Annotated in this window: 19 protein-coding genes; 15 read left to right on the forward strand and 4 right to left on the reverse strand. The window is 39.1% G+C overall.

The genetic code is table 11. The features are described from left to right. Positions 1 to 28 precede the first annotated feature (28 nt). A complete protein-coding gene (locus IQ226_RS05550) occupies positions 29 to 769 on the forward strand; it encodes a 2-phosphosulfolactate phosphatase family protein (RefSeq protein WP_193893100.1) in 741 nt (246 codons plus the stop codon). Between the two features lie 376 nt (positions 770 to 1145). Here IQ226_RS05550 and IQ226_RS05555 read toward each other — a convergent pair whose 3' ends face one another. Next, positions 1146 to 2897, reverse strand: coding sequence for a M61 family metallopeptidase (locus IQ226_RS05555; protein ID WP_193893102.1), 1752 nt, complete (start codon positions 2895 to 2897; stop codon positions 1146 to 1148). 83 nt (positions 2898 to 2980) lie between these two features. Here IQ226_RS05555 and IQ226_RS05560 point away from each other — a divergent pair, with 83 nt between their 5' ends. The 11 genes from IQ226_RS05560 to IQ226_RS05610 all read left to right on the forward strand — a co-directional run bounded on the left by IQ226_RS05560 (position 2981) and on the right by IQ226_RS05610 (position 14098). Then, entirely contained in the window at positions 2981 to 3472 is a 492-nt protein-coding gene (locus tag IQ226_RS05560; protein WP_228039265.1) for a DUF29 domain-containing protein, read from the forward strand. A 254-nt stretch (positions 3473 to 3726) separates the two neighbouring features. Continuing rightward, a complete protein-coding gene (locus tag IQ226_RS05565; protein ID WP_039200714.1) occupies positions 3727 to 3939 on the forward strand; it encodes a hypothetical protein in 213 nt (70 codons plus the stop codon). Positions 3940 to 4163: 224 nt separating this feature from the next. Then, positions 4164 to 5411 (forward strand): GNAT family N-acetyltransferase, encoded by a 1248-nt coding sequence (locus tag IQ226_RS05570; protein WP_193893105.1) that lies wholly within the window; start codon positions 4164 to 4166, stop codon positions 5409 to 5411. Beyond that, complete coding sequence (ruvX, locus tag IQ226_RS05575) at positions 5398 to 5889, forward strand: Holliday junction resolvase RuvX (RefSeq protein ID WP_193893108.1); 492 nt, start codon at positions 5398 to 5400, stop codon at positions 5887 to 5889. Before IQ226_RS05570 ends, ruvX begins: the two co-directional genes overlap by 14 nt. A 128-nt stretch (positions 5890 to 6017) precedes the next feature. Next, complete coding sequence (locus IQ226_RS05580) at positions 6018 to 6590, forward strand: DUF3727 domain-containing protein (protein ID WP_193893111.1); 573 nt, start codon at positions 6018 to 6020, stop codon at positions 6588 to 6590. A gap of 266 nt (positions 6591 to 6856) precedes the next feature. Further along, on the forward strand, positions 6857 to 7381 hold the full coding sequence (locus IQ226_RS05585; RefSeq protein ID WP_193893114.1) for a YqeG family HAD IIIA-type phosphatase: 525 nt from the start codon (positions 6857 to 6859) through the stop codon (positions 7379 to 7381). Between the two features lie 254 nt (positions 7382 to 7635). Then, positions 7636 to 8745: a glutamate 5-kinase gene (gene proB, locus IQ226_RS05590; protein ID WP_193893118.1), complete on the forward strand. Its 1110-nt coding sequence runs from the start codon at positions 7636 to 7638 to the stop codon at positions 8743 to 8745. Positions 8746 to 8853: 108 nt separating this feature from the next. Continuing rightward, positions 8854 to 10041 carry an FtsW/RodA/SpoVE family cell cycle protein gene (locus IQ226_RS05595; protein WP_193893121.1) on the forward strand — a complete coding sequence of 396 codons (1188 nt, stop codon included), beginning with the start codon at positions 8854 to 8856 and terminating at the stop codon, positions 10039 to 10041. A 269-nt stretch (positions 10042 to 10310) separates the two neighbouring features. Further along, positions 10311 to 11483 (forward strand): molybdopterin-synthase adenylyltransferase MoeB, encoded by a 1173-nt coding sequence (gene moeB, locus IQ226_RS05600; protein ID WP_193893125.1) that lies wholly within the window; start codon positions 10311 to 10313, stop codon positions 11481 to 11483. Positions 11484 to 12383: 900 nt separating this feature from the next. Next, entirely contained in the window at positions 12384 to 13100 is a 717-nt protein-coding gene (locus tag IQ226_RS05605) for a response regulator transcription factor (RefSeq protein ID WP_193893129.1), read from the forward strand. 212 nt (positions 13101 to 13312) lie between these two features. Continuing rightward, positions 13313 to 14098, forward strand: coding sequence for an endonuclease/exonuclease/phosphatase family protein (locus IQ226_RS05610; RefSeq protein WP_193893132.1), 786 nt, complete (start codon positions 13313 to 13315; stop codon positions 14096 to 14098). 224 nt (positions 14099 to 14322) lie between these two features. Here IQ226_RS05610 and IQ226_RS05615 read toward each other — a convergent pair whose 3' ends face one another. The 3 genes from IQ226_RS05615 to ovoA form a co-directional block, all read right to left on the reverse strand. After that, positions 14323 to 15141 carry a sterol desaturase family protein gene (locus IQ226_RS05615; protein ID WP_193893136.1) on the reverse strand — a complete coding sequence of 273 codons (819 nt, stop codon included), beginning with the start codon at positions 15139 to 15141 and terminating at the stop codon, positions 14323 to 14325. Positions 15142 to 15278: 137 nt separating this feature from the next. Then, positions 15279 to 16256, reverse strand: coding sequence for an L-histidine N(alpha)-methyltransferase (gene egtD, locus IQ226_RS05620; RefSeq protein ID WP_193893140.1), 978 nt, complete (start codon positions 16254 to 16256; stop codon positions 15279 to 15281). Between the two features lie 103 nt (positions 16257 to 16359). After that, positions 16360 to 17682: a 5-histidylcysteine sulfoxide synthase gene (gene ovoA / locus IQ226_RS05625; protein ID WP_193893144.1), complete on the reverse strand. Its 1323-nt coding sequence runs from the start codon at positions 17680 to 17682 to the stop codon at positions 16360 to 16362. A gap of 786 nt (positions 17683 to 18468) precedes the next feature. On the opposite strand from ovoA, the gene IQ226_RS05630 reads away from it, so the two are divergent. The 3 genes from IQ226_RS05630 (at position 18469) to trpE (ending at position 22862) form a co-directional block, all read left to right on the forward strand. Then, complete coding sequence (locus IQ226_RS05630; RefSeq protein WP_193893147.1) at positions 18469 to 20463, forward strand: DICT sensory domain-containing protein; 1995 nt, start codon at positions 18469 to 18471, stop codon at positions 20461 to 20463. 365 nt (positions 20464 to 20828) lie between these two features. Continuing rightward, a complete protein-coding gene (locus IQ226_RS05635) occupies positions 20829 to 21245 on the forward strand; it encodes a photosystem I reaction center subunit II PsaD (RefSeq protein WP_193893151.1) in 417 nt (138 codons plus the stop codon). Between the two features lie 105 nt (positions 21246 to 21350). After that, complete coding sequence (gene trpE, locus IQ226_RS05640) at positions 21351 to 22862, forward strand: anthranilate synthase component I (RefSeq protein WP_193893152.1); 1512 nt, start codon at positions 21351 to 21353, stop codon at positions 22860 to 22862. The last annotated feature ends 20 nt before the right edge of the window (positions 22863 to 22882 follow it).

A 22882-nucleotide genomic window follows, 5' to 3' on the forward strand; every position in this document is an offset into this window, starting at 1 on the left:
AGTCTTATGAAATAGGTGTAGCCAGCACGTGAAGATATTTGTATATCACACTCCCGAATTGACCCCAACTGATACAGTTCCAGAATGTGCGATCGCTGTTGATGTTCTGCGAGCAACTAGTACAATGGCCACAGTTTTAGCCGCTGGGGGCGAAGCTGTACAGGTTTTCAGCGATTTAAATCAACTGATGGAAGTGAGCGAACAATGGCCTCCAGAAAAGCGACTCAGGGCTGGAGAAAGGGGTGGAGCTAAAGTAGCTGGTTTTGAGTTGGGTAACTCACCCTTGGATTGCATACCAGAATTAGTTGCCGGCAAAAGGTTATTTATTAGTACCACCAATGGCACAAGGGCTTTACAACGGATACAAAATGCCCCTATTGTCCTGGCAGCAGCTTTAATTAATCGGGCAGCAGTAGTTCAATTTCTGTTAGAAAAGCAACCGGAAACTGTCTGGATTGTGGGTTCTGGTTGGGAAGGCAGTTATTCTTTAGAGGATACAGTATGTGCGGGGGCGATCGCCCATAGTTTTGTGCAACAAAGTAGTTATTCCCAACGAGAAATCAGTGGTAATGATGAAGTGGTTAGTGCGATCGCTCTTTATTCCCAATGGGACGATAACTTATTAGGACTACTCCAGCAAGCTAGTCATGGTCAACGCTTATTACGTTTGGAATGTGACGAAGACCTTAAATATTGTTCCCAAACTGATATTTTAGATATTTTACCAATTCAAACAGAACCAGGAGTATTAAAAAGTCAAAATAACTAACAGGAGTCAGGAGTCAGGAGTCAGGAGTCAGGAGTCAGGAGTCAGGAGTCAGGAGTCAGGAGTCAGGAGTCAGGAGTCAGGAGTCAGGAGTCAGGAGTCAGGAGAAAGAAGAAAGAAGAAAGAAGAAAGAAGAAAGAAGAAAGAAGAAAGAAGAAAGAAGAACATTTCTTCACCTCTCTCTTCTCTGCCAAATCAAACATAATAATCAGAAATTTTTCATCCTGTTAATCCTTTAATCCTGGACATCCTGATTCAGACAATAATCTGGAATATTTCATCCTGTTAATCCTTTAATCCTGGACATCCTGATTCAGACAATAATCAGTAATTTTTCATCCTGTTAATCCTGAAATCCTGGACATCCTGATTCAGACAACTATAATCCTGATTCAGACAAAGGTACACCCAACCAGCCGGCAAAATTCTCCATTTCTGTTAAAGAAGGATTTTCCACAGCTTTAAGTTGATACCTACTAGGAATTGATGCAGCTAGAGTAACATCATAAGTCCGTAATTCATCTTGATGAAAAACAGTAACTTGAATAGAATCATTTGCTTGATAATTCTTCAAGCGTTCATTTAACTGATTTCCCACCCTAATACCATCAATCGCTAATAATTCATCTCCAGCATCAATTCCCGCAAATTGTGCCGGTGAACCCGCTTCCACAAACTTAATTATCTCCCGACCATTTTCAGTATTTATCCTCACACCCAAATAAGGTTCTTCATTCTTTTCTTCCACTAATTGCAAACCAAAAGGTTGGAAATATTCATTAAAAGGTAAATCTTCCAAACCATGAAGATAGCGGTTAAAGAAATCCCCTAAATCCATACCCGCTACAGACTCAATCACACCCTCTAATTGTTCAGGAGTATAACCAACTTCATCCTTCCCAAACTCCTCCCACATTTGCCGCATCACATCATCCAAAGAACGTTGATTACCGTGATGAACACGAATTAATAAATCTAATAACAGCGATACCATTTCCCCTTTAATATAATAGGAAATTTGGGAATTACCACTATTAGCATCGGGACGATAAAGTTTAATCCAAGCATCGAAACTTGACTCCGACAAAGGTTGCACCTTCCGTCCTGGAGTCATTAAATATCTAGTAATTTCCTTACTCAAATAATTCAAATATGCCTTGGTATTATAAATACCCGCCCGTAAAGGAATAATTAAATCATAATAACTGGTTGTTCCCTCACAAAACCACAAAGATGGTGTATAATTTTCTTGATCATAATCAAACACTTCCAAACCCAAAGGACGAATTCTTTTAACATTCCATAAATGAAAGAATTCATGGGCTACTAATTGCAAAAACGGCTCATATTTATCCAAAGTCCGAAATCCAAACCTTTGATAAATTAAAGAACAAGAATTTTTATGTTCTAAACCACCAAAACCCTGTTGAAGCAAATGCAGAAAAAATACATATCTATCATAAGGTAAACCACCAAACATTTGTGATTCTACCTCAATAATTTTTTGACAATCAGCAATCATTTGCTGTGGTTGAAAATTTCCTTTTCCCCAAACTGCTAATTCATGGGGTTTTCCCAAAACTTCAAAATTGTATAATTGATGCAAACCAATTTCAAAAGGACTATCAACTAAAGTATCAAAATCTGCTGCTACAAAAGTATTTGCTGTTTCTGCAACTGCTGGTAAACCAGTAGTTACTTGCCATTTAGGGTTAGCTGGAATCACAGTTATCTGCATGGGTAAATTTTCCCAACCAGGGATTCTGAAAAATAACGCCGCCCCATTAAAATAACCGTGAGTAGCATCTAAATGATTCGTTCTGACTGTTAATTCATTAGCAAATATACGATAATGAATAGTTACTTCCGAACTATCGCCTTTTTCTACTTGCCAATGATTTTTACTAACTTTATGCCAAGATAAAGGTTCATGATCAGCAAAAGCCGCAAAATCTTGTAAATGTCTCTGATATTCCCGCACCAAATATGAACCAGGAGTCCACACAGGCATTTTTAAATCAAGAACTGCTGACGGATAGTTAACAATGTGTAAAGTCACCTCAAACAGATGGGTTTCTGGTTGAGACATTCCCACCAAGTAATGAATTTGTGGAGAGAGTTCTGAAGTCATTTTGTGTGTTGAGTTTTGAGTTACTTATCCATAATCAACAGTCTAAGGTTAATCGTCAAGTTTAGGCAGATAAAATTAATAATATGATGTATTTATATGCAAAATTTGGGAAAAAACAAGCCAAGGAGTTACCAATTATGACAGTACCTGATGATGAACTGGTTTTTCAATCACCATATTTAGCTGTAGTGAAAGCAAAACAACTGTTAGAGGAGGGAAAAATCCAAGAAGTTGATAATATTTTAGAGAGTTTAGCCGAGTCTATGGGGCGATCAGAAAAAAGAGCAGTAATTAGTCAATTAACTCGATTGATATTGCATATAATTAAGTGGAAATGTCAACCGGAAAAACGTAGTGCTAATTGGGTAATTTCTATTCGTTCAGCTAGGGCAGAAATTACTGCCAGTCAAGAAGAAATGCCAAGTCTCAATCGAGATTTTTTGGAGTCAATTTGGGATAAGTGTTTTCTAGCTGCAAAACAGGATGCTAGAGATGAAATGGGTAAAAAACCAGATATTATTGCTTTAAGTTGGGATGAGGTTTTTAACGAAACTTATACACTTTGGGACGATTAGAAAATTTTTATTTGGTAAAAAATCAGGTTATTTACAGCAGCTATCAGCGGTAAAACAGCCTCACTGCCAGGTTTTGTGATTAAAGGTTGTACCTCATTTACCTGCAATATGCTGTATCTTGATTCTTGGCTGTTCCCTCTTTCCCAATCATTACACTTCATTGCGAAATAGGCAGTTAAGTAAAAAATATGATAACTTCTGTTCTAGTCTAGCAAAGAAATTACAACTAATTCATCAAGGAGAACTCAGTGGCAATGGAATCAAATGTACTAACGGGCGCAACTGTAGATAACCAAGATATAAGCGAATACGTTGCTCATCTACAACTGCACATGACACTACAAGCTCGCAACTTGGTTCCTAACTTAGTTCCCAACTTCAAACAGACAATTCAAGATAGTCGTCAACAATTACTGCATCAAACCCAAGCGGAATTTGAAAAATTTGCTTCTCGTCAAGGTCTATAGATTTAAAAGTATTTTTAGTAGAATTATCCTAGAATAGAAGCAGACATTGTGGTTTCCACCCCAAAGGTATACTCACAGTTTCTGCTTTTTATATTTTTTTCACGCGTTTAGTTAAGAAAATCACTCTTGGGAAGCAAGACCTAAGAGCAAAAAGCCATTAAAATGATTGCAGTATTACATCACCAATCATATTTTGTAAAGGTTAAATGGCGGCTTGAATCAAAATGACTTCACTACTCCCTCGAAACCTCAGCGTTGTTATCCGACCAGTCCAACATCGGGACTTGGAAGGAATTGATCGCTTAACTCAAGAATCATTGTCCCATCTGTCTCCCCAAGAAGCTGATGCGGCCATGGGGCAAATGCAATGGTTAAAACGCTGGTATGGGTTACTCAAATTCTTAAGTTGGTTTCCCAATCCATTACAGTACCGCTTCTGGAGCTATGTTGCCGAACAAGGAAGGACACTACTGGGAATGATTCAAGTATCGCCTTTCAACCGCACTCGCAGCACTTGGCGAATTGATCGAGTGATGTTGGCAGGAACGGGCGATCGCCTGGGAGTGGGTTCACAACTACTGCGTCATTGCTTTGAATCCATTTTAGAAGCACGAACGTGGATATTAGAAGTTAACATTAATGATGTTGATGCCTTAGCCCTGTATCGCCACAATGGATTTCAACGGTTGGCAGAAATGACATACTGGGAAATTAGTCCCCAGTTATTAGCAGAATTAATTCAAACCGAGCCAGATTTACCCAACCTCTTACCAGTCAGCAATGCTGATGCTCCCTTACTATATCAACTAGATACAGCATCAATGCCACCTTTGGTAAGGCAAGTATTTGACCGACATACCCACGACTTTAAAACCACCTTGTTTGGTGCTATTGGTGATGCCCTCAAGCAGTGGATGACAAAAACCGAAGTTGTTAGTGGTTACGTCTTTGAACCCCAGCGGAAAGCAGCCATTGGTTACTTTCAGGTGCAACTTGATCGCACTGGGACAAAACCCCATATCGCCACCCTGACAGTTCATCCTGCCTATACTTGGTTGTATCCTGAACTATTATCTCAATTAGCCCGCATCGCCCAAGAATTTCCCCAACAGGGATTACAATTAGCTTCCTCTGACTATCAACCAGAAAGAGAAGAATATTTAGAGCGCATTGGGGCTAAACGTCAAGAACATACCCTGATCATGTCTCGTTCCGTCTGGCATAAACTGCGAGAATCGAAATTTGTCTCCCTAGAAGGGATTCAGTGGCAGGAAATGTTACAAGGACTGCAACCAACCCGGAAACCTATTCCTGGAGGAATGTCATGGATGCCGCAACCACAGCAGGTACAGCCAGAAAGAACTGTACCAGTGCAGTCGGAAATTGTTGCGTTCACTCATCAAAACCCTAATATAATAGACACACCTTGTCCATCAGATTCAGCCCCAGATGAACCCCATGAGCAACAATAGCACGATCTCCCAACAGCCATCACAATCATTTATTTCCGCCTTGGGCGTGGATGTTGGTAGTAAACGCATTGGTTTAGCTGGATGTGATGGCACAGGGTTAATTGCTACGGGTATAACCACAATTGAGCGTAAGTCTTTTGTCGAAGATGTCGAGAAAATTCAGCAAATAGTCAATGAGCGACAAGTGCAAATTCTCATTGTCGGTTTACCTTATTCAATGGATGGTTCTATCGGTTTTCAAGCCCGTCATGTCCAAAAATTTGCGGCTAGATTGGCGGCAGCACTGAAACTTCCCTGGGAATATATGGATGAAAGATTAACTTCTTATCAAGCACAACAACTGCTAATAGCTGAAAATCGCTCTCCATCAAGAAATAAGGGTTTAATTGACCGTAAGGCTGCTGCATTGATTTTACAACAGTGGCTAGATGCTAGACGTAGTTCAGCGCCGAAATTGGTAACATTTGCTGATGAGTGATCCCTTTTAACATGGTATTCTAAAAACTATTACTTCTTATCTCTGAATTTATGGTTGACATCGGCTGTCATTTAGCGGTTCAATGATTTCCATATATAAGAGTATTGTTACAGTTACATAATTCAGCTATGTATTCATCTCCACTTCCTGAAGACAATGATCACGATTCCGAAAGTTCTCTGATTTTAACAGATGAGCTAAAACGAACACTAGAATGTTACATCGAGCATACCCTCGATGTAGAGGGGGAAAAATATGTTCTCCTTCTGCCTGTAGATGCACCAATAGAAATTTTTGCTTGGCAAGCCGATGGCGATGAAGAAGAAGCCGTCTTGGTGGAAGATGATGAGATGATAGAGGAAATTTTCGGCACTGCTCAAGCGGTTCTTTCTGAGCAAAACCTGATTCTCAAGAACACTGCTTATGCTTTGACTGTAGCAGGTGAGTTGCCTCCTGAAGATGAATCGAAATTCTTTACTTTAGAAATCGAAGATGAGGAAAACGGTTTAGAACCAGAGCAATTAATGGAAATTGCCACTTTTTATCATGATGAACAAGAGTATGCAATTTATACTCCCCTTGATCCCCTGCTCTTTTTTGCGAGAATGACTAAAACTGGTGAACCAGAATTACTTTCTCCTGAAGAGTTCCGTAAATTTCAACCCCTCTTAGAAGAACATCTTTTTAATGAAGTTGAGTAATTGGTGATTGGTAATTGGTAATTGGTAATTTAATTACTCAGCAATTCTCATTTTGAAACGAGTTTGCGTCATTTCAGCGATCCCCAGATTCGTTAAGAATTGTAAAACCCTATGAATGTAAGGGTTTCAATGTCATGAAACCTTAAAATGAGAATTGCTGTTAATTACTCTTGCCTTTTGCCTTATTCAAAAATCTAAATACATCTAAACCTAAAATTTTTCTTTATTCCTTTCTTTCTTCCTCCTGACTCCTGACCCAAAAAATTATGACTCGCAACCATCTATTAGAGCCTAACTTGATTTTAGCAGGTTCAGTTTTGACGCTGACACCAGATGTGATCCGACAATATGGGCTGAAAGGGCTAGTACTAGATGTAGATGAAACTTTAGTCCCGATGACAACAAGTTCTACTTTCCCAGAATTGCAAGCATGGATAGAAGAAATTCGGGTTTATACGACATTGTGGTTAGTTAGTAATAATTTAAGTGAGGCGCGAATTGGTGGTATTGCCCGTTCTCTTGATTTACCCTACTACTTAGGTGCGGCTAAACCCTCCCGCCGGAAAATTCGGGCGGCGTTGCAGGAGATGAATTTACCTGCACATCAAGTGGGGATGGTGGGCGATCGCTTGTTTACTGATGTTTTAGCGGGTAATCGCTTGGGAATGTTTACAATTTTAGTCGAACCAATTATCCATCCCGATTTTACAGCCCTCCGTTCCCATCCTATCCGTAATATTGAAGTCTGGATCTCAGAGATATTGGGCGCATCTATTACGGGGAAGAGGTAATAGGCGTTTTTCTGTGTTGATTAAGATACGAACCTTAACAAGAATTTATAATTCATCAGGAAAGTAAACCTAAAGAAATAGTTAAGGAATGATCAAATTGACAAAAAATCAGAGATTATTAATTTCAATAACATCAGGGTCAGCCAAACAAGACCCTAGCAGATAATAGATAAATATAAACCCGTACAGCGTCAACCTTCACTATAGAGGGATTGGCGCTGTATAATTTTTTGGTGACAACTGACCACTAACTAATGACCAAAACAATTGTTGTTAAAATCGGTACTTCTAGCCTTACTCAACCAGAGACAGGACAATTAGCCCTTTCTAGCATTGCTACCTTAGCGGAAACTCTGTCTGATTTGAGACGACAGGGACATCGGGTCATTTTAGTTTCTTCCGGTGCAGTGGGAGTTGGTTGTGCGCGGTTAGGTTTGACGGAACGTCCCAAAACTATAGCTTTAAAACAGGCTATAGCAGCAGTGGGACAGGGTAGATTAATGCGTATATATGATGATTTATTTAGTATTTTGCAACAGCCTATTGCTCAAGTATTATTGACTAGAGCAGATTTGGTACAACGTAGCCGCTATCTCAATGCTAATAACACTTTTCAAGAATTACTAGATTTTGGAGTAATTCCTATAGTTAATGAAAATGATACAGTAGCGGTAGAAGAATTAAAATTTGGGGATAATGACACCCTGTCTGCATTAGTAGCCAGTTTAGTAGAAGCAGATTGGCTGTTCTTATTAACGGATGTTGATAGATTATATTCGGCTGATCCTCGTTCCGTACCCGATGCTAAACCAATTAGTTTAGTTAGTAGTATGCAAGAACTGACAGATTTACAGGTTCAAACTGGTGGACAGGGTTCTCAATGGGGGACTGGGGGAATGATGACGAAAATTTCAGCGGCGAGAATTGCGATCGCTGCTGGTATCCGCACAGTGATTACTCAAGGACAATTTCCCCGGAACATTGAAAAAATTATCCAAGGGGAACTCATTGGTACACATTTTGCACCGCAACCAGAACCAACCTCAGCCCGAAAACGTTGGATAGCCTATGGTTTGATTCCTGGAGGAAAATTATATTTAGACGAAGGGGCGATCGCCGCCGTTGTCGAAGCAGGGAAATCCTTATTAGCAGCGGGGATTAAAGCCGTAGAAGGAGAATTTGACAATCAAGAGGCGGTGCAATTATGTGATAGTAATGGTGATGAAATTGCTAGAGGGTTGGTGAATTATAATAGTGGGGAATTACAGAAAATTTGCGGACAACATTCACGGGAAATTCCATTAATTCTAGGTTATGAAGGTGCAGATACTGTGATTCACCGCGATAACTTAGTTTTAATTTAAATACAGAATTTCCTGTAGGGGCGGGGTTTCCCCGCCCAGAAGTCAGGAGTCAGGAGAAGAAAGAAGAAAGAAAAAAATCACCAATTACCAATTACCAATTACCAAATTGTGAATCTACTCCGTTTAATCCCAATTTTCGATAATTCCGTTTCTAGCTGGGGTTTAGAAGCCCGATTATTGCGCTGGCTAACATTAATGTGGATGTTCATCGGCCTAGTCATCCTCTTTTCCGCATCCTATCCCGTTGCTGATGCCCGTCATGGTGACGGTTTGTATTATTTTAAACGACAAATTCTTTGGGCTATAGCTTCCCTAATTATTTTCAACATCATTGTTAATCTGCCATTGCGAAAAATCTTGGGTGTATCTCATTGGTTTTTAATATTTTTCCTGATGTTGATTTTTTTGACATTAATACCAGGATTAGGAAAAAAAGCCTTTGATGCGGCTAGATGGATAGCCATTGGACCGATTCCTATCCAACCATCGGAATTAATTAAACCTTTTTTAGTGTTACAAAGTGCCACACTTTTTAGTCAGTGGGAAAAACGACCTTGGGGAATTCGGTTATCTTGGTTGGGTGTTTTTGGTCTTGTACTTTTAGGAATTCTTGCCCAACCTAACTTAAGTACCACAGCACTTTGCGGAATGACAATGTGGTTTATTGCCTTAGCTGCAGGATTACCATATAAATACTTGGGAGGAACAGCCTTTGGTGGCATACTTTTAGCATTGCTTAGTATTAGTATCAAAGAATATCAACGCAAACGCATTATGTCCTTTATGAATCCTTGGGCTGATGCTACAGGAGATGGTTATCAGTTAGTACAAAGTTTATTGGCTGTAGGTTCAGGTCAAACTTGGGGGTCTGGATTTGGACTTTCTCAACAAAAGTTATTTTATTTACCAATTCAAGATACTGATTTTATTTTCGCAATTTTTTCCGAAGAATTTGGTTTTATTGGCGCTATTTTATTATTAATAATGTTAGCCATATTTGCCACATTAGGATTAATTATTGCTCTTAAATCCAAAAATATCACATCCAAATTAGTGGCAATTGGTGTAGTAGTTGTTATGATTGGCCAATCATTATTACATATTGGTGTAACGACAGGTGCTTTACCAACTACAGGTTTACCCTTACCTATGTTTAGTTATGGTGGTAATTCCATGGTTGCCAGTTTGCTATCTTCTGCGTTATTAATTCGAGTAGCTAGAGAGGGTAGTGAAGCAGAAGTAGTGCCTTTACGAAAAACACAACCGGAAAGTCGAACCAGGAGACGATTTTTTTAGCTTAACCGACACCAACCACTGTCTAAGTAGGGTTTGCTGATAGCGTAGCGTGGCGTTAGCCATAGTTCTAGCCCTCTCAGAATAGGATAGAATGTACGCTTGGATAGAATACTCTTATGTGATATTATCCGTACAAAATGCTCAAGCTAAGTGAACGGCAAAGCTGGACTCTGGATGAAAACCACCAGTTTCCAGCCGAGACAATTAAACTGATAAAGTTAGCAAATTTAAGTTAACATTAATACTCCGCGCTGATTCATACAACTGCTATGCTAAATCCCAATCTGGATGAAATCCAGTTGACGAAAGACGACTACGAACGCTATTCCCGCCACCTAATTTTGCCAGAAGTGGGCATGGAAGGGCAAAAACGCCTAAAAGCCGCCAGTGTATTGTGTATTGGTACTGGTGGACTAGGTTCACCATTGCTGTTATATCTCGCCGCCGCAGGTATAGGCAGAATTGGTATTGTTGATTTTGATGTTGTGGATACCTCTAACCTGCAACGTCAAGTTATTCATGGGACATCTTGGGTAGGTAAACCCAAAATCGAGTCAGCAAAAAACCGGATTCATGAAATTAACCCCCATTGTCAGGTTGATTTGTATGAAACTCGTCTGAGTTCCGAAAACGCCCTGGATATTATCCGTCCTTACGATATCGTTGTTGATGGCACTGATAACTTCCCAACTCGGTATTTAGTCAACGACGCTTGCGTATTGTTAGATAAACCCAACGTCTACGGTTCTATTTTCCGGTTTGAAGGACAAGCCACCGTCTTTAACTATGAGGGTGGTCCTAACTATCGTGACTTGTACCCCGAACCACCACCACCAGGAATGGTTCCCTCCTGTGCAGAAGGTGGAGTGCTGGGAATTTTACCGGGAATGATTGGGATTATTCAAGCTACAGAAACAGTGAAAATTATTCTGGGCAATGGTACTACCTTGAGTGGTAGACTGGTGCTTTATAATGCCTTGGATATGAAATTCCGGGAGTTAAAACTGCGTCCTAACCCCATTCGTCCAGTTATTGACAAGCTAATAGATTACGAACAATTCTGTGGTATTCCCCAAGCCCAAGCCGAAGAAGCGAAACAGCACATGGAAATTCAAGAAATGACTGTGAAGGAATTGAAGGCGTTATTAGATGCTGGTGCAAAGGATTTTGTGCTGCTAGACGTGCGTAATCCTCATGAGTATGAAATTGCGAGAATTCCCGGTTCTGTGTTAGTCCCTTTACCAGATATTGAAAATGGTGATGGTGTGGCGAAGGTGAAGGAATTACTTAATGGACACCGTTTAATTGCTCATTGTAAAATGGGTGGGCGTTCCGCGAAAGCCTTGGCTATCTTGAAGGCAGCGGGGATTGCTGGGACAAATGTGAAAGGGGGAATTAATGCTTGGAGTCAAGAAGTAGATGCTTCTGTTCCTCAGTATTAAGTAGTCGGACAAAATTAAATTCACTCGTTGAGAGAGGGAACTCTTAACTGGGAACAGGGAACAGAAAAATCAGTTGTGTAATTAATTCTGTCCCATTACTGAATCGTTTTTTCAGGGAAAACCTCTAAGAGGTTGTTTAAAAAGTATTAGATAAAACCAGTAATTTCCAAAAACCTAACCCCCTAGCCCCCCATTCCCTGGCAGGGAATGGGGGTTTTAAAGCCTCTCCCCGACGCGGGGAGAGGTTTGGAGAGGAGTTTATTTATACATTAAAAACTTTTAAAACATCCTCTAAGTATCTCCAGTCCGATGTTAATTCCTTTCCACTAGTAAGTAAGTGAACGGAAAAAACCGAAATATGTAACGAAAAGTAAAAAGTAAAGTTGTCCAAAACCTCTTCCCTGTTCCCTTGTCATAACGACAATTTTTAACGCCAACCTACTTAGTCTGTCAGATAAATACGAAGGAAAAAGAAAAGAAGATAGGTAATCTTTCGCAGGGAAGGGAGTAACAGCAAGATACCCAATATTTCAGATGCTTGGGTATCTTGTAATGATGAATGTGGAGGCATTTATTTTATTTATTGATATAATTTATACAAAAAAATCTTTAAAAAATACCAAAATTGTCCATTACTCATACTTCTTTTAAAGAGTAAGATGTCTAAAGTTTGCAAAAACTTCATGAAAAATTTAGCTATAGCAGTTTCTATCTAGGAGAGGACATCCCGTAATCATAAAACATGGCTTGAGTAACCCTGCTGCTTGATTTAGAGACTAAAAGACTTTTCCCTTTCCTGCTATCAATAAACAGGAATTGAGGGTAAATTTAGTTTCAAAAACTCAACTTAAGCAGTACATATCGTCACAGCAACTTGCCGAAACAACAATATATTGCATTATGGATACGCTTTCCACAACTAAGTCTAAGATCCTGATTGTAGATGATGATGCCAGTGTTCGCAACTTGATTCAGCGTTTCTTGAGTCGTAAATATGAAATTGAGTCAGCCGCGGACGGTAAAACGGCTCTTGTTTGTTTTGAAAAATTAAATCCGGCTTTAGTAATTCTTGATTGGAATTTACCAGATGCAAATGGATATAAACTGTGTCAAGAGATGCAGAGCCGGACTAATGTTTTGGTAATGATGCTGACTAGTCGCAATGATGAAGCTGATAAAATTAAGGTCTTGGCTGCTGGTGCGGATGATTTTTTAACTAAACCATTTAGTCTGGCGGAGGTGGAAGTTAGGGTGGAAGCACTATTAAGGCGTGTTCGCTATATTCAGCCCGGTGTTGCACAACGCCTCATTTTTAATCAGTTGTCTATTAACTCGGACGCACGGGAGGTTACACTCAATAATAAAGCTTTGCCTTTGACTGCTTTGGAGTTTAATATTTTACATTTTCTAGCTACCCATCCTGGACAAGCATGGAGTCGCACTCAATTAATTCAAAAGATTTGGGGGTGTGATTATGTGGGTGATGGTCGCGTTGTTGATGTGCATATTGGTCAGTTACGCAAGAAAATGGAGGCTGATTCTAGTATGCCGGAGTTTATTAAGACGGTACGGGGTTATGGCTATAAGTTTGATCCACCGGAAAATCCCACGATTTAAATTTGGCGAAATATGATGGTTGTGATGGCTTAACAATTTGCTCAAATCTGGGCTTGATGAGATGATTTAGGTGATTAATCGGTAGATATTGGAGCTAAAGTCTGTCAGGGAGTCGTATCTACTCAAGCCTCGGATAAAACCTTTAATTTTTTGCTTCTATAGGATATTCTCTGGTTGAGGACAAACTGCATTTTTAGCTTGAAAAAATATATATGCAAATTACTGTAATGACCTTTAATCTCCGCTATGATAAACCAGATCCGGGGGTGCGTCAGTGGATAAAGCGTGTGGGGGCGATCGCTTCTTTAATTCAATATTACAAACCGGATTTGCTGGGGACACAGGAGGGTAAATCTCATCAACTGGCAGATTTACAATCACTCTTACCGGAATATAACATTATTGGGGGCGATCGCACTGGCACAGGAACGGGTGAACATTGTGCAATTTTCTATAACCCACAATATCTGAAACTTGAGGAAACACAGGATTTTTATCTCAGTGATACTCCAGACGTTCCTGGTAGCATTACTTGGGGAACTCGGTTACCACGTATGGCTACTTGGGCTAATTTTGAGCTTATTAATCCTGGTCTATCTTTAACTATATTAAATACCCATTTAGATCACGAAAATGCCCAATCTAGGGAGTTAAGTGCAGCTTTAATTGGTCAACGGTTGGCGGAATTTCCTCCAGAAAACTACTTGCTGCTTACGGGGGATTTTAACGCCAATCCTGATACTCCAGAACGGCAAATTTTTCTATCTCCTTTAGCTAATGGTAAGCAATTACAAGATCCTTTAGGGACTCTACCTCTAGAACAACAGAAAACTTTTCACGATTTTACAGGTGAAGCCTGGGATGCTATTGATACTATATATTGCGATCGCTCTTTCCCCCTAGAACAAGTCATTATTAATCGTCAACAGTGGGAAGAAGTATGGCCTTCTGACCATTTTCCTGTGATTGTAAAATTAACAGTTTCAAAATCTGAATAGTTCAAGCTGACTTCACTGTTACGGCTAACTGCGTTTATTTTACCCGAAATTACTAATTCAATATAGAGAGAATATATTTTAAAACCTCAGAAATGCTATTAAGTTTGTAAGTATTCAACTATAGCCCTCCTTCACATCTAGATCCCCGACTTTTGTGATCAATTTATAATTTATGGACACAATTAATAAAAAAAGTCGGGGATCTTTTTACCTGACCTGAATTCTTACTTAAGTTTAGATTCAATAGAATTGACAGGAAACATAATTCCTGTTTTTTTATTAATAGGATTAAGTGTCTTAAATACTCTGTCCCAAAAACTATGAATACCATAATTACTATGAAAACTAGTATGGTGCAAATCATGGAAATTGGAAGGAATAAAGAATATTGATAAAGAACTATGTCCTTCTAAATTATAAATGTTACCTATTAAAGTCCATGCACAAAGTTGAGTAATATCATATCCAAAGATAAAGACAGGTAAAACATCTGTCATGGTAACAATAATATATTCCATAAGGCTTTTATGTCCGGCCACAAAACTTGATGTATCTTGAAATTCATGATGTTTAAGATGAATTTTAAGAAATAGTTTTGTATGCAGTAATCTATGGGCTACATAAAAGCAGAAATCAGCAGCAACTATTCTCATAAAAAACCAGCCCATGTTGAGAATTAAACCATTACCTCTATGAACTTCAGGAGCTAAATATATAATAATTAATGCGGTAATTAGAGCTTTTATTTCTCCTATAATGATGCCTTTTAAAGTAAAATTAGGAAATGATTGTTTTTTTACTTTCTTAACTCTTGCTGTTAGTTTTCTAGTTAAACTATCATCACTTTTGATTAATTTTTCAATAAAAATACCAATAGCATAAAATGAGATAGTTCCAACCAACCAGTATAATAATACTTCGGTGATAAAATTTAGTTTGAGCTTATTTAACAGCAAAAAAAATAACTGTTGAGTAATTGTACAACTAATGGCAATTTTGAGATAAAATTCTATCTCAAGACAGAAATTCAATAATTTTTGCATTTTTATGACCTCTAAGTTCCTTAAATAAACATTTCATTGATTTTATATTGTTGAACAATTACAGTCAGCATTCAGCATTTTACAAGTACAAGTATTTTTCATCCTGTATTTCTAAATCCTGAATGCTGACACAAAACTCATTCAACTTGACAAAGAATCAAACCAAACCATTCTTGTTCATCTGTCCAAGTTTTTACAGTTTTTAATCCTTTACTGTGTAATTGTGTTTCCATTGTTCTTAAATCAAACTTGCGAGAAATTTCTGTTAATATACTTTCCCCTTCTCGAAAATACACCTTTAAATCCAAAACTTCCAAGTTAACCCAATGACTTTTTTGACAATGTAAATACATTTCAATTTGATGATCAACGTGATTATAAATTGCTTCATGTCTAAACAAACTGATATCAAAATTTCCTTGAAAACGCCAATTCAAATGAGAAAGCATATTCAAATTAAAAGCAGCAGTCACTTCTTGACTGTCGTTATAAGCCGCTTCTAGAATATCTGTAGATTTTTGTAAATCAATCCCTAGCAGAAAGTAATCTCCTGGTTGTAAAGTGCGAGAAACTTGATTTAAGAAAATATCACATTCTTCCGGGTTAAAATTCCCTAAAGAACTTCCCAGAAAAAATAACATCCGCGATTGTAAATAATTCGATTCTAGATGAACTAAAGCCTGTTCATAAGTTCCCAATAAACCATGAATCGCAATATCAGGATATTTTTCTTGTAACTGTAAAACACTAGTTTTGAGAATACCTCCACTCACATCAATAGGAAGATATCTACAAGAATCAGCAATTTTTTGATAAGCGGTTAATAATGCTTGGGTTTTAGTAGAACTTCCACTTCCTAATTCTATCAACTCACAACAATTAGTAATTTCGGCAATTTCATCAGCGTACTGTTGTAAAATCCAGGCTTCTGTGCGAGTCGGATAATATTCTGATAACTCACAAATTTGTTCAAATAATTGAGAACCAGGATCATCGTAAAAATATTTAGGTGGTAAACTTTTGGGTTTTTCAGTTAATCCCCTAATGACATCTTTACCATCAATACTTAACTCTTGATAATGATGATCCAAAACGGTTAAAGGTTGTGTAATCATTTTCTAAATCCTCTAAGGTGGCTATAAGATTCCCGACTTCTTTTGTATTTTTGTAAATAAATTACGAATTAATATTCAGAAGTCGGGGATCTCGATTTTATATTTAATCCAAACTTTCAGCCACTCTAAAACCGACGTGCTGATAAAAATAAGGACGAAACCAGTTACGATAACAAGGTAAGGCCATTGTACCATTCGTTGCCCAAGAACCGCCCAACATCATAAAATGTTTATTATCAAAAAAGGGTGCAGATTGATCTGCATAAAGATGATGAGTTTGAAATCCTGGTAAGGGTTTGAATGTTTCTCCTAACCATTCCCAGACATTACCCCGTAAGTCAGAAAGTCCAGATTGATGATTTTCTGAAAACATTCCCACAGGAGTTGGGGAAATAAATTGTAAGTTGAGATTATAATTATTTGCTAAACTAGAATCTTCAGATATTGTTAATGCTTGATGCCATTCTGCTTCTGTCATTAACCGAGTGTTTTTACCTTTCCAGCGACAATAAGCTATTGCTTCATAATGGTTAACTTCCACTGGCCAATCTAAAGGTAAATCTAGTTCATCAAATGTGGCACGATAGCGATAGTTATTTTCTTGGTGTATCCAGAATTTAGGACATTGAATATTGTTGAGTTGTTTCCATTGCCAAGATTCATTATGCCAATAATTGGCATTATTGTAACCATCGGCTTGAACAAATTCTAAAAATTCTCCATTGGTAATCAAATATTGACTTGCTAAAAATGGTGGTACTTCTACTTCTAAATCACCATATTCACTATCCCAAGCAAAAGTTAAATCATCTTGGCGTTTTCCTAATTTCACTATACCACCAGGAATTTCTCGCATTTGATTATGGGGAATTTCTAGATTAGTAGGTGCATAATTCCATCCTTGGGGACGTTTTAAGTTCTCAATAGGTAATTGACGCAACAGCATAGATGAGGTTTCTAGGTGAATGCGACTATGTTCTATTCCCATTAATAATGCCCAAATAGGATGTTGTTGATCAATGGGTAAATTTAAAGGAGTTTGATGAATGATTGCGGTAATTTCTGCTCTAGCTTTGTCTCTATATTCCCAAACTTTTTGAAGTTCAGGCCAATTAACTCCTTGAATGGCTGCTTCTAGTTCCGCCGGTGTTTCTGGATCAACGCCAATTTCAAATAGGGTTTCATATTGGGGATTAATCCGATGTTTGATTAATCCCACCTGAATTAATTTATTGATATAAAAAACAGCCGAATGTCCAAGATAAAAAATTAATTTATTTCTTAAAGGATCGGGATTGAGATCAAAGGTTTCTTCCTTAATTACACTTTTCATTAAAGTTTCTTCTATTTCCCAGGAATTTTTAAAATAGTTAAGCAGGATTTTTGAACTACAATCATGGAGTTGGGGAATAGGCGCATCTGTCATTTTCTTTATCTGGTGAATTAATTGTTGGTAATATCTGGATTGATTAATTTTTTTTAATCAACCCAGTGATTGATTAATAAAATTTTTATCTCAATGATAAGTACTTACAGGGATTTTACAGGGATTTCTGTGCCAGAATTATAGGCTATGTATTTAATTATCTTATATTGATACCATTTTTTTCTTTTTAATTAAAATTTAATATTTTCAGTAAAATTACTACCAACCGGATTCCTGTATTGAATATTTTCAGTGAAATTACTAATAACTGAATTACTATATTGACAAAACCAAATATAAACAATCTTTTTAGGCTAGTTCAAACTAAGTATATTAGTTTCTAAGAATACCAATTTTTTGGGCGAGTTTGTTAGAATCATACATTAGCCCCTGTTATAGTGTTTTGGCGTTAGTTGCCAACAAAGCTATATTGGAATCATGAAAATAGATCAATGTTCTTGCTGCTGATAATGGATAAGGGCAATAGGTAATAGATAATATAAGTAGGTGAACACAATAAAACCAAACTGTGTAAAGAAACGTAAGTAATTGGACAAAAATATTTACAGTCATTGCGAGGGAAGGGAAGCAATCACAACCCTTGCGATTGCTTGATTTCACTTCGTTCCATATGGCTAACGCCACGCAACGCTTACGCAATGACATTGTGTAATTAATTCTATCTCACTCAAATCTCTGAAAACTTCTTTACTCTTGCCTCTTGCCTATTGCCTATTGCTGTATGTGTTTAATGACCAGTGACCACTGACTAACGACTAATGACTAATGAGTATTTCCACTTCCATATTGAGTGATTTACTAGACTCACTCCCCCATCTACGACCCCAGTTATATTTTAAGGCTTCACTAACCGCGCTCTCCCACGCTATGGAAGATCAGGTTTTAGCTGCTAATTTGGATCGTCCTCTGATTATTGCTAGTTTTCAGAAAGAGCGATTTTACCGTCAAGAAGCCCACCGCTATCAACGACTGGCGGAAAAAAGTAATCAAATATATGTATTATCTGCACCGGAAACGGAGTTTGCTAATAGCTCAGGATATTATGAAAAGGTCGCTTTTGAGCCTGATGATGCTTTAGCTCAAGAATGGCATTTGCTAGTAGTTGCTGATAATTATGCTACTTGCTTAATCTGTCGAGAAAGCTTGGGTTCTTTGGCTAAAAATCAACATATCCCAGAGATGATCCCTAACTTGGATATGGATACGGCGCGGAGATTTGAGGGGATTTGGACATCGGAAAAACGAGTGTGTTTAAAAGCTGCCCAATTGTTGTTAGAGAGAATTCAGGTGTATCGGCCGGATTTAGCAGGGAAAGTTGATGAAGTGTTCAGTCGGTTGGGGATTGGGAAATTAACAGGTCAGTCAGTGGTCAATTCTGATCGTGAGTATGCTTGTGACCTTGATACTGACCCGTTTGTGCAGAGGTTGGTGACATATCTGCAAGCTAGTCAGTATAAGCTGCATAAAGCCTACCGTTCGATCGCCGCTCAAGCCCGGAAAGAACGGTTGGTAAATTCAATTAGTACAGCAATTAGGCGATCGCTCGATCCACAAGAAATTCTCCAAGTTGCCGCGCAAGAGTTGGGACAGCACTTAGAAGCCTGTCGTTGCCTAATTTATCGCGCTCAAGCTACAGATGCCAAAGCTATAATTGAACATGAATTTTTGAACTCTAATATCACATCGGTACTGGGTCAAAGTTGGGAGTTAGAACATAATCCGCTATTTCAGCAGGTGCTACAACAGCTTGAGGGGGTATGTGTGGCTGATACCTTGGGGGACTATCAAGTCAAGAAATCACCAGCCTTATCGTCCATTGTCAGGCAGTTTGGTGTGCGTTCTTGGTTGATCGAACCGGTATTATATCAAGGGCGACTATTGGGAATTGTCGAGTTACATGATTGCCATTTTCCTCCCCATGAATGGCAACCAGGGGAGTTAGACTTAGTGAAAGCGATCGCTACTCACATAGGTGTAGCCCTGATTCAAGCCGAATCTTTTGCCAATTTAGAAAAACTCAACCAACAGCTAGAAGCCTTGGACCGCACCCGCAGTAATTTAATTGCCATTACCGGTCATGAACTCCGCACTCCCCTATCTACCATTCAAGTTTGCCTAGAAAGCTTGGCCACCGAACCGGATATGCCCTGGGAACTACAACAGGTTATGCTCAGTACAGCCCTTGCTGACTCCGAAAGAATGCGGAAACTGGTACAAGACTTTTTAACCCTTTCCAACCTAGAAAGCGGTCGGGTAGAATGGCATCCTGAATCATTAACCATCCAAGAATGTGTAGATTTAGCCCTCAGTCGCTTACGAACACGCTCTAGCCAAGAAAAGATTCCACAAATCAAAACTCAAATTTCCGACAACTTACCTTTAGTCAGGGCTGACGGTGATTGGTTAGTGGAGGTAATCGCTAAACTTGTAGATAATGCTTGTAAATTTACTCCCTCTTCTGGGCAAATTATTATTAAAGCCATTAGCAATGGTCAGGAGATGTTAGAAGTCACCGTAGCGGACACAGGACGAGGAATTGAACCCAATCGCCTAGAAATAGTTTTTGACCGCTTTTACCAAGAAGAGGGCGCATTACGGCGGACTACCGGGGGAACTGGTTTGGGTCTAGCAATTTGTCGGCAAATTGTCAATGGCTGGAACGGGAAAATTTGGGCAGAATCCACAGGTAAGGATCAAGGCAGTCAATTCCATTTTACAATTCCTATCGTGCAGGGTAGTCAATTTAGCCCTGGCGGTTAGAAACCGCAGCTATACAAACAAAGTCCACCTATTCCTGCGGAACGCTACGCGAACGTGGACTAAAGAAAAATCAAGAATTTGAAACCCATGCAGGCGGTCACTGAGCTTGCCGATAGCGTAGCGTGGCGTTAGCCATAGTGTGGGTTTTGCCTTTGTAGATGCGGTTTTTAATATTATAGATTGCATTGTAGCAGATAAACATATTTATGTATTTATATACCAATCGTGGTAGTTATTACCTGTTTGCTATCACCTGTCCTCTAATTTCTCACCAAACACTAAAAACTGTTACAGTCTATAACGCGATCGCAACATAAGTCGAGATCCGATGTTAGGATGCCGTAAAAACCTACAAGAGACAGTTTATGGCAACTTTGACTGGAAAAACTCCAATCTTTGGTGGCAGCACTGGTGGTCTACTCACAAAAGCAGAAGTAGAAGAAAAGTACGCTATCACCTGGACAAGCCCTAAAGAGCAAGTCTTTGAAATGCCCACTGGTGGCGCAGCTAAAATGGTGAAAGGCGAAAACCTCCTTTACATTGCTCGCAAAGAGTACGGTATTGCTTTAGGCGCGCAACTTCGCAAATTCAAAATCACTGATTATAAAGTTTACCGCATTTTACCAAGTGGCGAAACCACAGCTATTCACCCTGCTGATGGTGTCTTCCCTGAAAAGGTAAACCCTGGACGTTCTATGGTGCGTCACGTACCCCGCAGAATTGGTCAAAACCCCAACCCGGCACAAATCAAATTCAGCGGTAAAGCTACTCACGATGCTTAATCCTTAGTAATGGGTAATGGGTAATGGGGAAGAAGAAAAAACTTGCCTAATTACCCATTCCAAAAAATTCGTTTTTAATTTTTAACTGTTAATTTTTAATTATTTATGATTTTCCCCGATTTCGACCAATTTCAAAAGCTTACTGCCCAAGGTAATTTTGTACCACTGTATCAAGAATGGATAGCCGACCTAGATACACCTGTATCCGCTTGGTATAAAGTTTGTGCGGATCAACCTTATAGCTTTTTACTGGAATCGGTGGAAGGTGGCGAAACTGTCGGTCGTTATAGTTTCTTAGGTTGTGATCCTTTGTGGATTTTGGAAGCAAGAGGTGATAAAACAACCCAAAGCCATCGAGATGGCTCTCAACAAGTTTTTACAGGTGATCCGTTTACAGTTTTATCTGAATGTTTAGCACCATATCACCCAGTAAAATTACCAGAATTACCTTCAGGTATTGGTGGTTTATTTGGGTTTTGGGGCTATGAATTAATAAATTGGATTGAGCCGCGTGTACCAATTCATTCTCAAGATGAACGCAATATCCCTGATGGATTATGGATGCAGGTAGACCAGTTATTGATTTTTGACCAGGTAAAACGGAAGATTTGGGCGATCGCCTACGCAGATTTACGTGATCCAGCCGGGTTAGAGGTAGCATATCAAAAGGCGAGCGATCGCATTCAGGAAATGGTCAGGAAGCTATCTTTACCACTATCACCAGAAAACACCAAATTAACTTGGACAGCCCCTGGAAACAAGCCTAAAGCGGGCATAGAGGACTATACCAGCAACTTTACCCGCCCAGAATTTTGCGCCAGTGTGGAAAAAGCCAAAGCACATATTAAAGCTGGTGACATCTTCCAAGTCGTCATTTCACAACGCTTATCCACAGAATATACAGGTAATCCCTTCGCTTTGTACCGTTCTCTGCGGCAAATCAATCCTTCGCCTTACATGGCTTATTTTAACTTCCAAGACTGGCAAATTATCGGTTCTAGCCCCGAAGTCATGGTCAAAGCCGAATGCAATGACGAAGGGGAAATAATCGCCACAGTCCGTCCCCTAGCAGGAACTAGACCCAGAGGAAAAACCAGCCAGGAAGATGCAGCCTTAGCCGCTGATTTACTCCAAGACCCCAAGGAAATCGCCGAACACGTCATGCTAGTAGATTTAGGACGCAATGATTTAGGGCGGGTGTGCAGCAGTGGTAGTGTGAAGGTGGATGAATTAATGATCGTTGAACGCTTCTCTCATGTCATGCACATTGTGAGTAATGTAGTGGGTAAGTTAGCACCTGATAAAACCGCATGGGATTTACTCAAAGCGTGCTTTCCTGCGGGGACTGTCAGCGGTGCGCCTAAAATTCGCGCTATGGAAATTATTAATGAATTAGAACCCAGTCGCCGGGGTGTATATTCTGGTGTGTATGGATATTACGATTTTGAAGGACAATTGAATAGTGCGATCGCTATCAGAACTATGGTATTACATAATCAGACGGTGACTGTCCAAGCTGGTGCAGGTTTGGTGGCTGATTCTGACCCAGAAAAGGAATATGAAGAAACTCTCAATAAAGCTAGAGGGTTATTAGAAGCTATTCGTTGTTTGCGTTGAGAATTTATTTTCGCGCAAAG

Origin of the sequence: Dolichospermum sp. LEGE 00240, from assembly GCF_015207875.1 — a bacterium.
GTDB lineage: Bacteria > Cyanobacteriota > Cyanobacteriia > Cyanobacteriales > Nostocaceae > Dolichospermum > Dolichospermum gracile.

What these genes read in the sequence shown, in the direction of transcription:
- IQ226_RS05555 (WP_193893102.1), bottom strand. Translation starts at nt 2,897, where the DNA reads ATGACTTCAGAACTCTCTCCACAAATTCATTACTTGGTGGGAATGTCT.
- IQ226_RS05560 (WP_228039265.1), top strand. Translation starts at nt 2,981, where the DNA reads ATGATGTATTTATATGCAAAATTTGGGAAAAAACAAGCCAAGGAGTTA.
- IQ226_RS05565 (WP_039200714.1), top strand. Translation starts at nt 3,727, where the DNA reads ATGGAATCAAATGTACTAACGGGCGCAACTGTAGATAACCAAGATATA.
- IQ226_RS05570 (WP_193893105.1), top strand. Translation starts at nt 4,164, where the DNA reads ATGACTTCACTACTCCCTCGAAACCTCAGCGTTGTTATCCGACCAGTC.
- ruvX (WP_193893108.1), top strand. Translation starts at nt 5,398, where the DNA reads ATGAGCAACAATAGCACGATCTCCCAACAGCCATCACAATCATTTATT.
- IQ226_RS05580 (WP_193893111.1), top strand. Translation starts at nt 6,018, where the DNA reads ATGTATTCATCTCCACTTCCTGAAGACAATGATCACGATTCCGAAAGT.
- IQ226_RS05585 (WP_193893114.1), top strand. Translation starts at nt 6,857, where the DNA reads ATGACTCGCAACCATCTATTAGAGCCTAACTTGATTTTAGCAGGTTCA.
- proB (WP_193893118.1), top strand. Translation starts at nt 7,636, where the DNA reads ATGACCAAAACAATTGTTGTTAAAATCGGTACTTCTAGCCTTACTCAA.
- moeB (WP_193893125.1), top strand. Translation starts at nt 10,311, where the DNA reads ATGCTAAATCCCAATCTGGATGAAATCCAGTTGACGAAAGACGACTAC.
- IQ226_RS05605 (WP_193893129.1), top strand. Translation starts at nt 12,384, where the DNA reads ATGGATACGCTTTCCACAACTAAGTCTAAGATCCTGATTGTAGATGAT.
- IQ226_RS05610 (WP_193893132.1), top strand. Translation starts at nt 13,313, where the DNA reads ATGCAAATTACTGTAATGACCTTTAATCTCCGCTATGATAAACCAGAT.
- IQ226_RS05615 (WP_193893136.1), bottom strand. Translation starts at nt 15,141, where the DNA reads ATGCAAAAATTATTGAATTTCTGTCTTGAGATAGAATTTTATCTCAAA.
- egtD (WP_193893140.1), bottom strand. Translation starts at nt 16,256, where the DNA reads ATGATTACACAACCTTTAACCGTTTTGGATCATCATTATCAAGAGTTA.
- ovoA (WP_193893144.1), bottom strand. Translation starts at nt 17,682, where the DNA reads ATGACAGATGCGCCTATTCCCCAACTCCATGATTGTAGTTCAAAAATC.
- IQ226_RS05630 (WP_193893147.1), top strand. Translation starts at nt 18,469, where the DNA reads ATGAGTATTTCCACTTCCATATTGAGTGATTTACTAGACTCACTCCCC.
- IQ226_RS05635 (WP_193893151.1), top strand. Translation starts at nt 20,829, where the DNA reads ATGGCAACTTTGACTGGAAAAACTCCAATCTTTGGTGGCAGCACTGGT.
- trpE (WP_193893152.1), top strand. Translation starts at nt 21,351, where the DNA reads ATGATTTTCCCCGATTTCGACCAATTTCAAAAGCTTACTGCCCAAGGT.